General features: G+C 74.6%; 9 protein-coding genes. 5 read left to right on the top strand and 4 right to left on the bottom strand.

From position 1 onward, the window contains the following. Positions 1-82 precede the first annotated feature (82 nt). Positions 83-1,909 carry an AfsR/SARP family transcriptional regulator gene (locus tag ACW14Y_RS03685; RefSeq protein ID WP_380437573.1) on the bottom strand — a complete coding sequence of 609 codons (1,827 nt, stop codon included), beginning with the start codon at positions 1,907-1,909 and terminating at the stop codon, positions 83-85. Positions 1,910-2,507: 598 nt separating this feature from the next. Here ACW14Y_RS03685 and ACW14Y_RS03680 point away from each other — a divergent pair. The 4 genes from ACW14Y_RS03680 (at position 2,508) to ACW14Y_RS03665 (ending at position 5,977) form a co-directional block, all read left to right on the top strand. Then, positions 2,508-3,269, top strand: coding sequence for a thioesterase II family protein (locus tag ACW14Y_RS03680; RefSeq protein WP_380390713.1), 762 nt, complete (start codon positions 2,508-2,510; stop codon positions 3,267-3,269). Between the two features lie 31 nt (positions 3,270-3,300). Then, positions 3,301-3,681 carry a helix-turn-helix transcriptional regulator gene (locus ACW14Y_RS03675; protein WP_456985848.1) on the top strand — a complete coding sequence of 127 codons (381 nt, stop codon included), beginning with the start codon at positions 3,301-3,303 and terminating at the stop codon, positions 3,679-3,681. A 257-nt stretch (positions 3,682-3,938) separates the two neighbouring features. Continuing rightward, positions 3,939-4,901, top strand: a complete 963-nt coding sequence (locus ACW14Y_RS03670; RefSeq protein WP_380303545.1) for an ACP S-malonyltransferase — start codon at positions 3,939-3,941, stop codon at positions 4,899-4,901. Next, on the top strand, positions 4,898-5,977 hold the full coding sequence (locus ACW14Y_RS03665) for an arylcarboxylate reductase (RefSeq protein ID WP_380303546.1): 1,080 nt from the start codon (positions 4,898-4,900) through the stop codon (positions 5,975-5,977). The genes ACW14Y_RS03670 and ACW14Y_RS03665 overlap by 4 nt, the downstream gene beginning before the upstream one ends. A gap of 95 nt (positions 5,978-6,072) precedes the next feature. Here ACW14Y_RS03665 and ACW14Y_RS03660 read toward each other — a convergent pair whose 3' ends face one another. After that, complete coding sequence (locus ACW14Y_RS03660; RefSeq protein ID WP_456985847.1) at positions 6,073-8,094, bottom strand: S53 family peptidase; 2,022 nt, start codon at positions 8,092-8,094, stop codon at positions 6,073-6,075. A 253-nt stretch (positions 8,095-8,347) separates the two neighbouring features. Next, positions 8,348-10,309, bottom strand: coding sequence for a hypothetical protein (locus ACW14Y_RS03655; RefSeq protein ID WP_456985846.1), 1,962 nt, complete (start codon positions 10,307-10,309; stop codon positions 8,348-8,350). A gap of 237 nt (positions 10,310-10,546) precedes the next feature. On the opposite strand from ACW14Y_RS03655, the gene ACW14Y_RS03650 reads away from it, so the two are divergent. Further along, a complete protein-coding gene (locus ACW14Y_RS03650) occupies positions 10,547-11,839 on the top strand; it encodes a HEAT repeat domain-containing protein (RefSeq protein ID WP_456985845.1) in 1,293 nt (430 codons plus the stop codon). 142 nt (positions 11,840-11,981) lie between these two features. Here the strand turns inward: ACW14Y_RS03650 and ACW14Y_RS03645 are convergent, their stop codons facing one another. Beyond that, the gene (locus ACW14Y_RS03645) at positions 11,982-12,710 is read right to left on the bottom strand and encodes a hypothetical protein (protein WP_456985844.1); all 729 of its coding nucleotides are present in this window, start codon (positions 12,708-12,710) and stop codon (positions 11,982-11,984) included. Between the last annotated feature and the right edge of the window lie 467 nt (positions 12,711-13,177).

Here is a 13,177-nt window from a genome sequence, read left to right as displayed (position 1 = left end):
GGGGCGAAGCGGAACGGGGCGAAGGAGAACGGGTCGGAGGAGAACGGGTCGGAGGAGATCGGGGTGAAAAAGATCGGGGCGGTCACCCGGCGCGCCGGTACGGGTGGCTGTCCTCCCGCTCGGCGACCGCCTGCGCCCGCTCGTGGGCGTAGGCCCGCAGCAGCGGGTCCAGCCGGTAGCGGCCCCCCGTCGGCGCACCCAGCAGGTTCGCCTCCACCAGGGCGTCCAGGGCCTCCTCGGCCTGCTCCTCGGAGCAGCCGAACATCACCGCGACCCTGCTGCCGGAGACCGAGGACACGCCGGCGGCCCCCAGCGCGGTGAACACCTCGGCCGGGTCGATCCCGGCCGGAGCGGTCCGCCGGAGCCCGGCGTGGTCGGCGTCGAAGCAGGGCCGGACACCGAGGTCGCCCGCGCACAGTTCGTCCAGCAGCCGCGGGGCCTGCGTGAGCCGCCGGGCGAAGTGCCCGATGCTCCAGTGCGGGCGCTCCAGCAGCCGGGTCCCCGCGATCCGGATCGCCAGCGGCAGGCCCGCGCAGACCGTCAGCACCGTACGGACCGCCTGCGGTTCGGCACCGACCCTGACCGGGCCGACGATGCTGCTCAGCAGCTCCAGCGACCCGGCCTCGTCCAGCGGGCCGAGCAGGAGGGTGTGCGCGCCGTCCAGATCGGCCAGTCGCCGGCGGCTCGTCACCAGCAGTCTGCTGCCCCCGCTGCCCGGTATCAGCGGCCGGACCTGCGCGGTGCTGGAGGCGTTGTCGAGGACCACCAGCAGACGGCGGCCCGCGGTGAGCGAGCGGTAGAGGCTCTCCCGCTCCGACTCCTCCTCGGGTATCTCGTCCCGGGGCACACCGAGGTCCGCCAGGAACCGCGGCAGCACCGCCCGGGCGGTCGGCGTCCGCCCGGCTCCGCCGAGGTCCGCGTAGAGCTGGCCGTGCACCGAGGAACCGCGGACGGCGTGCGCCGTGTGCAGGGCCAGCGCGCTCTTGCCGACACCGCCCCGGCCGGTCACCACCGCCGTCGCCACCATGCCCGCGGGCATCGAGCCGGTCGTGACGAAGTGCTGCAGCCGCGCCAGCGCGCCGGAGCGGGCCGACAGCGGCAGCGGCACCGAGGGAAGCTGCGCCGGACTCGGCCAGCAGGACCGCTCCCGGACGGCGGTCGGCGCCGTCGCGACGGCCGCCTCCGGGGCGGTCGCGGGCCGCTCCGGAGGCTCGGGCGTACGGGGCCGGTGGTGGGCCGAGAGGATGCTCCGGTGGACCTCGCGCAGATCGGCGCTCGGCTCGGCGCCGAGCTGCTCGACGAGCAGCACCCGGGTGCGCCGGTAGAGGTCCAGCGCCTCCGACTGCCGGCCCGAACGGAACAGCGCCAGCATCAACTTGCCCACCAGGGCCTCCCGCAGCGGGTGCTTCCGGACCAGCCGCACCAGCTCCGGCACGAGCTCGGCGTGCCGCAGCAGCGCCAGCTCCGCGTCGAACCTCAACTCCATGGTCTGCAACCGGAGTTCCTTGAGGTAGCGGCCCTCCACGTCGCGCAGCCTCCGCGACGGGATGTCCGCCAGCGGCTCCTCGCGCCACAGGGCGAGCGCCTCGGCCAGCTCGGCGGAGGAGCCCTCCAGGTCTCCGCGCTCGGCCAGCTCCGCCGCGCGCCGGCGGTGGGCCGTGAACTGCCCGAGATCGCTCTCGTGCTCGCCGAGTTCGAGGAGGTAACCGGGGGCCCGGGTGAGCAGCCGCGCCGAGGCGTGCTCGCCCAGCGACTGCCGCAGGCGCATCACATAGGTGCGCACGGTCGCGGCGGCACTCGGCGGCGGGGCGTCGTCCCAGACGTACTCGGCGATCCGGTCGACCGAGATCACCCGGTTGGCGTTGAGGAGGAGCGCCGCCATGACCACGCGCTGCCTCGGTGCCGACACGTGCACCTCACGCGCGTTCAACCGGACGGAAAGCGGTCCCAGCAGCAGGAAGTTCAACGGGAGTCCTCTTCATCGCACGACCGGTGGGCAAGACTGCCACCAGCGTCTGGGGTGGCCCTGTGCGGGTCAACGCGGTCCTGTCGTATCTAGGTGTATTCCTAGAGCACGGGTCTTGCACTCCTGCCGGGTTTACGCTGCGCGGCACCGGCACAGCGGTCGGGACCGGCCGGCGCCCGGCGCCGCCGCTCCCCGGTCGGACCCGCGGCGCGCGGTCCGGTCGGACCGCTGTCGCCGGGGCGGAGCCGAGCGGATCCCACGGGATTGCTCCCGCGCCGCGGCGCTCCCGCCATTCGCCGACGAAACAGCCGGAATCGACCCGGACATGAGTGGTCGGTCGACTCCGATGCGTACTTGCTGATAATCCGATGGACATGGCAGGCTGTCATATGCCGCGCTCGTGACTCGCCGAGCGCCGTCGATCGGAGCTTCCCGTATTAGCAAGTACCAGTCGGCCGCCGCTGCCGAGGGTGTCCCACGTGGTCACCGCACCCCGCCCGCAGACACCGCGCGGATTTCGCGAAAGGAATGAAAGGCCGACATGACCTCCCTCTCCTTGGACAGCGACCTGTGGTGCCGTCGCTTCCACCCCTCACCGACAGCCACGCGCCGACTGGTCTGCTTTCCGCACGCCGGCGGCTCGGCGAGTTTCTACTTCCCGGTCTCCGCCGCGCTGTGCGGCCCGGTCGACCTCCTGGCCGTGCAGTACCCCGGCAGGCAGGACCGCCGGGAGGAACCCGGTGTCCAGGACCTGCACCGCACGGCCGACGAAGTGGCCGAAGCGCTGCGCCGCTGGGACGACCTCCCCCTGACCCTCTTCGGGCACAGCATGGGCGCGCTGGTCGCCTTCGAGGTGGCCCGGCGGATCGAGCGCGCGGGCGGTCGGATCGACCACCTCTTCGTCTCCGGCCGCAAGGGGCCGTCGGCGGACGGGCCCGAGCTCGCCCACCCGCTCGACGACGAGGCCATCCTGGCCGAGGTCAGGGAGATGAGCGGCACCGACGCCCGGCTCCTGGAGGACGAGGAACTCCTCGGGATGGTGCTGCCCGCGCTGCGCGCCGACTACCGGGCCCTGGGGGCCTACCGGGCCGACCGCGACGCCGCGGTGGACTGTCCGGTCACCGCCGTGGTCGGGGACCGGGACCGCTGGACCCCGGTCCCCGAGGCCGGGCACTGGCGCGACCGGACGACGGCGGCGTTCGACCTCAAGGTCTTCCCCGGCGGGCACTTCTACCTCAGCGACCGGGCGGACGAGGTGACCGGCATGCTCCGCGAGCACCTCGCCGGCCCGCAGAGGACCTAGAACAGGGACGACAGGAAAGGAAGACCGAGGAGTGACACCGGCAGCGACCTCCGAGGAGATCAAGCCCGCGCCGCGGCCACCGCGGTCCGAGACCGCCGACGCCGCCCGTCCGACGGGCGGGCGCCCGGCCGGCGGCGCGGACGTCCGGCTGCTGACCGCCGTGGACGTCCGCATCCTGGAAGGCGTCGCGATCGGCACCTCGACCGCGCGGCTGGCGGCATCGCTCTATCTGAGCCGGCAGGGCATCGAGTACCGCATCGGGTTGATGATGCGCCATTTCCAGGCCGCGAACCGGCCCGCCTTGGTCTCCCGGGCGCACTCCCTCGGTGTGCTGAGCGTCGGGGCATGGCCACCCCGCGTTCTCCCGGAATTCCACGAGTCCGAGAAGAGGACGGAGCGTACTGTTCCCTGAACTCTGCCGTGGGTCCCCGCCCGGGTGGACAGGCCGAAATCAAATCATTTCCGAGGGCGGGCAATGCATGCCGATGGTATGCTATCGGCCATTTTTCCGGACCCGGATAGCGTATCGATATCGCGTCGCGCGACAGGTTCCCGAGTCTCCGGTCGAACGCCGTATTCTGCGCACTGTGCTGTCGTGCCCACTTCTGCTGCATCACGCATGGGCCGCACCACCACCCCCTCCTTTCCCACCGAGTCACAGGAGCTGTCATGAGTCTGGGGTACCTGTTCGGCGGCGGCGTCGGGACCGAGCCGCACGGCCTGGAGCTGTACCGGACCTTCGAGGTCGTCCAGGGGTGGTACGAACAAGTCTCCGAGTGGACCGGTCTGACGGTCGGTCAGATCCTGGAGGAGGACCTCCCGACCGCCCAGGAGGAGCGCCAGAGCGTCGGCACGGTCCGCGAAGCGGCCCTCGCGATCGGCGTGCACGACGTCCTCGCCTCGTTCGACCTGCGACCCGGGGCCATCGGCGGCCTCAGCCTCGGCGCGATGACGGCCAGTTGCCTCGCCGGATCGCTGGGGCGACGGGAACTGTTCGAGATGCTGGCCGGCTCCCGCGACACCCCGGAACCTCCGGCCGAGGACCCGCGGCAGGGGATAGCCATCGCCTTCGGCTCCCTCGCCGAAGGCGCCCCCTCCCACCCCGGCGAGAACGTCCCCGGCGTCTACCTGGCGGGCGACTTCGGCCCCACGGCCGACGGCAGCCAGCGCCTCATGATGCTGGCCGGCCACGCCGAGGCGCTCGGCGCGCTCGCCGCCGAGGTCCCGCCGGGAACGGTCGTACCGCTGCCCGGGCGCACCATCGCCGTCCACACCCCGCTGCGCCGGCCCTACCGCGACTTCATGGCCCCGCGCATCGACGCGATCCCCTTCGCCGACCCCGAGATCCCCCTGCTGTCCTGCCTGGAGCCCAAGGTCCTGCGCACCGCGGCGGACGTCAGGGACCTCTTCCAGCGCAACTCCACGGACCCGATCAGCCTGGTCGACGTCTACACCGGGATGAAGGAGCAGGGCGTACAACTCGGGCTGGTGATGGGCCCCTCGATCCCCGAGGGCATCCTCGCGTTCCCCTTCCCGGTGGTGCACATCGAGCGGCCCGAGCACATCGAGCAGGCCCTGACCACCGCCTACGACCTCGGCATCGACCTCTCCGGTGCCCCGGCCCTGTCGTGACCGCCGCCACCCGCGCCGACCCGGACGCCCAGATCGCGCGCTGGCTGGACACCGACCTCGACGAGTGGACCCGCACCGTGGTCCGGCGGCACTTCGACCCGGTGTCCGGAAGCCCCTACTGGCTCGCGCAGGCCCCCGGGCTGGACTTCGACCCCCGTGACATCACCCGCTACGACGAGCTCGGAGCCTTCGGCCCGTTCCCGCTCGACCGGCTGCGGGTGGAGGACCCGGCGGACCTCGTCCCGCTGTCGGTGCCCAGGCCGCTCGCCGGGCGGGTCTGGGACAGCGGAGGCACCACCGGCACCCCCTGCCGGGCGTTCTACACCCCCGGCATGCTGCGGCACCGGGCGCTCTGGCGCCGCTGGTCCTTCGTGCGGGAGGGCTTCGCGCCGGGCCGCACCTGGCTGCAGGCCACCCCCACCGGACCGCACCTGATCGGGAACGGCACCCAGGAGGTCTCCGAACTCCACGCCGGCCAGGTGTACGCCGTGGACATGGACCCCCGGTGGGTGAAGCGCCTCATCCGGGCGGGCCGGATGGCCGAGGTCGCCGACTACACCACCCACCTGCTGGAGCAGATCGCCGACGTCCTCGACCGGGGCCGGGTCCACTACGTCAACACCACCCCGGCCCTCTTCCAGGCCCTCCGCCAGCGCCGGCCCGAGCTGGTCGCCGCCCTCGACGGCGTGCGCCTGAGCGGCACCCAGATCAGCGCCGACATGTACCGGACCTTCAGCACCGCCCTCCAGGGCGGGATCTGCGGACTGACGTACGGCAACACCTTCGGCAACGCCGCCTGCCTGGACATCGAGCGGGACGGCGAGCTGATCAGCTACGTCCCGAACTACCCGCAGGTCACCATGACGGTGGTCGACAAGGGCGACCGCTCGACCCCGGTCGCGCCCGGCACGGTCGGCCAGGTACGGCTCACGGTCCTCCACGAGGACCTCTTCCTCCCCAACATCCTGGAACGCGACCAGGCCCTCCGTCACCCGACCGACCAGTGGCCCACCGACGGTGTCGCCAACGTCCGCCCCCTCCAGACCACCAGCTCGTCCCCCGAGGGCCTCTACTGAACCGTCGCCCCGGGCCGCCGTGGCGGCGGCCCGGGGTCGGACGCCCCTCCCGGTCGGGAGACCTCTCCCGCAGGGCGGTGCGCCGGTGGCCGTGGTCAGTCGGCGGTGCGGTGTTCGGGGCCCTGCCCGTCGGGCGGGCAGTCCCAGGAGGTGAGGTACTCGGTGGTGGGGGTGCCGACGCCGGTGACGTTGTCGTAGCCGCGGTCGGCGACGAGGGAGGTGTCGTGGCCCATGGTGCGCAGCGAGGTGGTGGTGCCGTCGTCGGCGTTGACGCCGTTGGTGTGGTCGACGCGGACCTGGGCGAGTTCGGTGCCGGGGCCGAAGGGGTGGTCGGTGACGTCGTGGTAGGCGCCGGTGCCGTAGCGCTGGTAGATGGCGGGGTTGGCGAAGCCGATCGGGGAGCCCTTGGCCTGCTGGGCCAGGGCCTGGAGGGCGGCGATGACGGGGCAGGCCAGGCTGGTGCCGCCGATGCGGTACTCGCCGTAGCGGACGGTGCCGTCGGGGAAGGTCTGGGTCTGGCCGACCAGGAAGCCCGTGTTGGGGTCGGCGACGGCGGCGAGGTCGGGGACGACCCGGTGGCGGCCGCCGTTGGCCCCGGACAGCGCGGGCGGGACGACGTCGCGCTGGTAGCGCGGCTGGGGGGAGCGGGCGCTGGTGCCCCCGCCGGCGCCGCCGTTGAAGCCGCCGGGCAGGTCCGTCCAGGACGTGCCGTCGGCCGACAGGACGGACTTCAGCGTGCCCCAGCCCGTTTCGAAGCGGTACCCGTGCGAGGCGTCCAGGGCGAGCGAGGTGCCGCCGACCGCCGTGACCCAGGGCAGCGAGGCGGGCATGTCGGTCTGCTTGGTGCCGGTGTTCTCCAACTCGTCGCCGTCGTCGCCGCTGGAGAAGTAGAAGCCGATGCCGGTGACCGCGCCGCGCTTGAACAGGTGCTGGTAGACCCGGTCGAAGGCCGGGTCGGAGGCGTTCTCCGGCTCGCCCCAGGAGTTGGAGACGATGTCGCCGAGGTGCTGGTCGACGACGCGGTCCAGGGCGTCGACGAGGTCCTGGTCGTAGCAGGAGGCCGCGCCGACGTAGGAGATGTCCGCGTCGGGCGCGACGGCGTGCACCGCTTCGATGTCGAGGGTCTGCTCGCCGTACCAGCCGGCGGCGTCGCAGCCGTCCGGGTCGACGTCCGGCGGGGCGGTGTGCGTCCACACTGCCGGGTCGTAGCGCAGCAGTTGGTTCTTGCCGTAGGGGGCGTCACCGTGCTCGGCGGCGTAGCGCGCGGTGTCGTCGCCGATGCTGGGCGAGTCGTAGGCGTCCACGACGGCGACGGTCGTGCCGCGGCCGGTGAGCCCGGTCGCGGTCGCGCCGTAGGCGGTGCGCAGTTGGGAGCCGTTGAAGCCCTGGATCACGTACGGTCGGACCGCGCCGTACGCCGGGGGCGTGCCGGTGGCCGGGGTGGAGCCGAAGTGGTCGGAGAACGGTGGGGCGTTGACGAAGGCGTTGCCGGGGCCGGGCAGGAGGTCCCTGGGCGTCGGCCGGCCCGGCCGGACTCTGCTGGGGGCGGTGTTGAGCCCGGTGACGCTGAGCACGTGGTCCGCGAGGTGCGCGGGCACGGTGACGTCCCCGGCGGGCGCCCGGTAGGTCCGCCCGCCCTTGCGGTAGGTGTGCAGCTCGGTGCCGAAGGCCCGCTCCGCGTCGGCGACGGCGCCGTCGGCGGTGAGGTAGTGGCCGTTGGCGGCGGTCACCCGCAGCCCGGACGAGTCCAGCCAGCCGCGGACCTCGGCGCTCTGCTCCTCGCTGCTGCCGAACCGTTCCGCCAGCTGCTCCGGGCTCAGGAAGTGCCCGTACTGCTCGGAGGCGGGGTCGGAGACCTGCCGGGCGAGGTCGTCCAGGCCGTGGTGGTCGCGGCCGGCGAGGTAGACCCGGACCGTGACCGGCGCGTCGGCGCGCTCCCTGCCCTGGTCGGCGGTGGACCGGGCCCAGTCCGGTGCCGTGTCCGGCACCACCGCCCGGTCCCGCGGCGCGGGAGTGTCCGCCGTCGCCGCCGGGGCGACGGCGAGGGCGGCCGCCACCAGCGGCAGTACGGCCGTGGCGGCCAGACCTGCTCTCGAACGCGACGACGGGATGCGCATGGAGCAGCAACCTTCCTGCCGGGGGAGTGGGGGCGAGCGGCCGGAGCGAGGCCCGACGAGTGCTGACGCGGGGACGACGGACGCGTCCCGGCGACAGGGCCCGACCCTAGGGCTGTCCCGCCTCCCGTTCCGTGCACCCGTCGTTGACGCACCGTCGGCTTCACCCACCCAGCGGCTGGAACCGTCCCGCTCGGGCCCCGACGCGGCTCCCACCTCCTGGACCCGAACACCCGGAATCCCGGTCCGCTGCGGGTCAGGGAGCGCCGGCACTCTGCGACGGGCGCTGCGGGCCGATCCGGGTGCCGCCGTCGAGCACGCCCTCCACCTGGACGTCCGTCCGGGCCGGGCGCTCCACCGCGAGGGTGTGGTCCGGCACCGGCCGGTCGGTGGACCAGCCGGGGCCCTTGACGGTGAGCCGGGTGACCCGCCGGCTGCCCGCCGCCAGCAGGAACTCGGTGCCCTGCGGGGAGCGCCACCAGGCCCAGCCCACGGTGTCCTGCTCGAACCGGCTGCACGACCGGCCCGGACCGCCGCCGGTGCGCTGCGGGCCCTGGGCGGCGGGCAGCAGGACGGCCGTGGCGGCGCTGCCCTCGCCGGTCCAGCGATCGGCGCGCAGGCAGACCCAGGACGCCGAGCCCGCGTTCTGCGGAAGCGCTTGGACCGCGAACGCCCACAGGTTGAGCTGCTTGACGCCGGGAGTGCCGTCCGGGGCGGCGCAGCCCGCCCGGGCCCAGGCCTGCAGCGCGTCCGGGCCGGTCGCCTCGCGCGGCGACCGGGCCGGCTGGTTGCGGTCCGGGGGCGGCGTGTAGGTGAGGTGGGCGGGGACGAGCCCCCCGAGGTCGGCCAGTAGGAAGGCGTGCTTCTCCGCGACGACCGGTGAGGAGCGGAGCTGGAGCACGGTGGCTCCCCGACAGTCGGTCAGCACGCCGCCCGGCGTCGCCGGGGTGAGGCCGTCCGGATGGTCCAGGGCTTGGGCGGGGGTGTCGGGCCGGTCGATCCGGCGGGTCTCGGCGGCCTCCACCCAGGGGGCGAGCAGGTAGCGCACGGAGGCGCCCCGGCGGTGCAGCACCACCGCTCCGGCCGTCGTGACGTCGGAGTCGTCGGCCCGGGCGAGGTCGAGGCCGCCGTCGCGTCCGTCGGTGTAGCGGGCCAGCCGCTGCCCGTCGTACAGCAGGACCACGGCGGCCCCGTCCACGGTGCCGGCGTAGAGCAGCCGCGGCGGGGCGATCGGCGGCGCGGTGTCCGTGCCCGGTTCGGCGCGGGTCTGCGGGCCGGGGCGCTCCCAGGCGGTCGTCGCGCGGCCGAGCAGCGCGGCGTCCTCGCGGCGGTCGCCGCGGGCCGGCCAGGCGGTGAAGTCGACCCGCGCGGTGTGCTGCCAGAGGTCCGCGGGCGCGCGGACCAGGCGGTTCGGAGCGGCCGCGGCGCCGACGGGCGGAGCGGGCGCCGGCCCGGGCCCGGCGGCGACCGGGCCGGTGCCGGGGTCCGTGTCGGTGCGGGTGTCGGTACCGGCACCGGTGAGCACGGCGGCCGCGGTGCCGAGGCCGAGCACGCCGACCACCAGCACGGCGGTCAGCCTCCGGCGGCGGCTCAGCAGGTCGGTCGGCTGGACCCGGACGGCGCAGGGGTCGAAGGCGGAGAGGTCCGGCTCCGCCGCCCCGCCGACTCCGCCCGCGACGGCAGCGCCGGCCGCCCCGCCGAGGCCTGCCGCCGCGTCGAGGGCCCGCTCGGCCTGCTGGACCCCGGCGTGCCGCAGCACCTCGGCGGCCTCCGGGGCGCTCAGACCCTCCACGGCCCGCAGCGCGAACGCGGCCCGGGCGGGCGCGTCGAGTGCCGCGAGCGCGTGCTCCAGCGCGGCGTCCTGCTCGCCGCCGTGCGGGGTGAACAGCCGCAGGCCCCAGACCCGCGGTGCCAGCAGCCGACGGGCGGGGCGGGGGCGCAGCCCGTCGCGCAGCACCCGCAGGCGCAGCGCGGTGTAGGCCGGGTCCTCGTCGCCCGGCGCCGGGTCGCACCGGCGGGCCCAGCGGGACGGCAGGGCCCGCTGAACGGCCGAGTGGGCGGCGAGGACCCGGCTGTGCCGGTCGCGGTCGGCGGGCAGCGCGACGTACGCCAGCCGGACCAGCCTGCGGTAGTGGCGCACCAGGGCGGCCTCGGCCTGGACCACCGGGCGCCCGGCGCCCCTGGCGGGCGCCGCCGAGTCCACCGTCCGTTCTGCCAACGGGCCCTCCCGGAGTCGTCGGTGCTGTCGTGGTGGACGGTCCAACGAGTCGATCATGTGATGGTTGCGCCGTCCGGGTGTCGGCCTCCGGCCCGGTACGCTGCTGTGCCCCGCGCCGCCGCGGCGCGTTCTTCGCGCGAGGCCGGACACCGGTCGTGGGTGCCGCCCGCCGGCCGGGTGCTCCCGGTGCGGGAAAACCGTTCGACGACGGTGGCTCGTCACGGCAGACTCGCGCGAATGGACCTCGACGCACTGACCCGCGCCCTCGCCGACGGCGACGAGGCCGAGTTCGCCCACCTCCTCTGCTTCGTCCCGGACGACGAACTGGCGGGTCCGCGGGGCACCGAGCTGCTGGAGACCGCTGCCCGGGCGGGGCGGGCCGAGGCGGTGGAGGAACTGGTCCTCCTGCGGGGCGTCGATGTCTCCCGGCCGTGGACGGACGGTGTCGACGCGGTCGGCTGGGCCGCCGAACGCGGCCTGGTCGATGTCCTGCGAAGCCTTCTCAGCGGCACGGGCAAGGAGCTCGTGCTGCACCGCCGTGCGCTTCGCGCCGCCAGGGCGGCCCTCGCCGCCGACCCGACCGGGCCGGAAGCCCGCCGGGCGGTGATCAGCATGCTGGAGTTCGACCTGGGCCTGTTCCGTTCGCCGGACGGCTTGATGGCCCGCGCCCTGGTGCACGCGGATCCGGACCATCCCGACTGGGACGAGGCGTTGCTGGTGCTCGCCCGTCGGGCCGACCGCGAGCTCGTCGACTGGGCCTGCGCCCGCGTCCTGGACGCACCGTCACTCGCCGCACGCCGCTTCGCCCTCGACGCCCTCTTTTACCTCGGCCTCGGCATCAACTTCCTGGACGACGGCGACGAGGGGAACGGCGGGCCCGACTTCACCCACGCCGCCGTCGCGTTCCTGCGACCTCTGCTCGACACCGAACAGGACCCGTACGCGCTGAAGACCGTGCTGTACGCCCTGCGGGAGCACTGCTGGCGCGACCACCGGGCCACCCTGCCGCACCTCGGGCACGTGGACGCGACAGTGCGCAGTGCGGCCGTCAACGCGGCGGCGGGCGCCCTCCTGCCCCCCACCACGGAGTGGGACCAGGAGCTCGTGGCAGCGCTGCTGCACCGCGCGGAGGACCAGGACCCGACGGTGCGCCGAGTGACAGCGGAAGTCTTCGTCAACGCCCTCGCGCACCGCGACGACGTCGACCCGCGGATCCTTGCCGCCGTGCTGCACCTGGCCGACGACCCGGCACCGGACGTCCGGGCCGCCGCGACCCACGCCCTGTACCGCTCCCGGCAGGACACACCGGCCCTGCGGGCCGTACTCACCCGCCGCCTCGACGACTCCGGGGTCGTCATCGACATTCGGATCCAGGCGGCCGGCGCGCTGGCCGCACGTGGGGACCAGCGCGGGCGTGCTGTTCTCGACGGGATCAGCCGGGGCTTCACCAACCACCGCAGCCCCGGCGACGGCACCATGGGCGACGTTCGGCACATGCTCCGCACCTACGGCGTGCCCAACGGGTGGTGACCGTGTGCCGCGGGCCGGTTCGCCGAGTCCGTCGTCGCCCAGGCGCGCGGTGGTCGCCGGAACCGCTGCACCACGGGCCTGTTCGTGCACCGGCAGGCCCGTGGCGGGGAGGCGGCGGCGACCGCTCCGACTGCCTGTGGGATCAGGCGGGCAGACGGTCGGCCACGGACCCCTGCGGTTCCCCCGGGGCCTTTCCCGTGTTGAGGCGCCGCACCGCCTCCGCCGCGACCAGCGCGGTCGGGACGGCAGCGGCCGGCACCGTCCACCACGCCAGGCCGGCCCAGAACGCGAGGGCCGCGGGCGCGACGCAGGAGAACAGCGTCCAGAAGAGGAGCGACCGGGCGAGGGCGAACGTGGTGGTGCGGCCGGTGAACAGCAGCGCGCCCAGGGCGGCGGCCAGTACCGCCAGCAGTGCGAGTGCGGTGCCCAGCCCGGCGGTGATCTGCGCCTCCTCGCGGGGCTCGTCGACGGAGGACTGCGCGACACCGGCCCGCTCCAGGCGCGTCACCCGGCCGCGCCACACCGTGCCGTCCACCCGGTCGCCGGGCTTCAGGTCCTCCAGCAGCGGCCCGGGGTCGCCGAACCGCACGGTGCCGCTCCAGGTCGGCGCGCCGTCCAGCGTCGCCAGGTGCTCCTTGGGCCGCAGGACCGTGCCGCCGACGGTGAACGGCACGGTGCGCAGGCATTCCTGGACCGCCGTGCCCGGGCTCCCGGCCGGGCAGGTCGCGGCGACCGCGTACGAGCGGGAGCGCTCGGTGTCGTCCGGCATCCGGACGGCGAACACGTACCAGGCGGCCGCGGCCGGGACGAGCGCCGCCGCGGCGAGCAGCGCGCCGCCGGTGCGGGTCCATGGTGAGTGACGGTCGGTCATGACGGTTCTCCCCCCGGTCCGGTGGGTGGCCGGAACGCCCGGGTCGCCGTCGCCGGGGCGTGCCGCCCCGCCCCCCGTCGCGGGGTCGGACGGCACAGGGCGGCCGGAACGCCGGACGGTGTCTCGGTTCTCGGTATCTGCCCGAAGTCCGCTGAAGCCCGGCGGACGGTGCACGGGGCCCGCGGGGGCCGGGGCCGGAGTGAGGGGCGGCGGGTCCGCGGCCGGGGCCGGGCCGACGGTGTGTCGGCGGACCTCGCGTCGAGCGCCACGCACACCACCCCCGGACCCGGTCGCGGACACAACTGTCCCTTGTTCGCCGACCAGGCTTCCCGGCACTCCTTCGTGCAAGCTACCGGATACCACCCTTGCTTCGCACACGAGTTCGCCGGAACGCCGACAGGCGCGCCGACAAGGAGAACGCTCGGCGGTCACACCGGACCGGTTCGGGCCGGTGCGGGTGCGACGGC

Source organism: Kitasatospora sp. cg17-2, from assembly GCF_054031055.1.
Note: the sequence above shows the minus strand (reverse complement) of the source record. Positions and strands in the feature narration are given on the sequence as shown.

Bases quoted from the DNA above. Each gene is read 5' to 3' on its own strand.
- ACW14Y_RS03660 (WP_456985847.1), bottom strand. From the start codon at position 8,094: ATGCGCATCCCGTCGTCGCGTTCGAGAGCAGGTCTGGCCGCCACGGCC.
- ACW14Y_RS03650 (WP_456985845.1), top strand. From the start codon at position 10,547: ATGGACCTCGACGCACTGACCCGCGCCCTCGCCGACGGCGACGAGGCC.
- ACW14Y_RS03670 (WP_380303545.1), top strand. From the start codon at position 3,939: ATGAGTCTGGGGTACCTGTTCGGCGGCGGCGTCGGGACCGAGCCGCAC.
- ACW14Y_RS03645 (WP_456985844.1), bottom strand. From the start codon at position 12,710: ATGACCGACCGTCACTCACCATGGACCCGCACCGGCGGCGCGCTGCTC.
- ACW14Y_RS03680 (WP_380390713.1), top strand. From the start codon at position 2,508: ATGACCTCCCTCTCCTTGGACAGCGACCTGTGGTGCCGTCGCTTCCAC.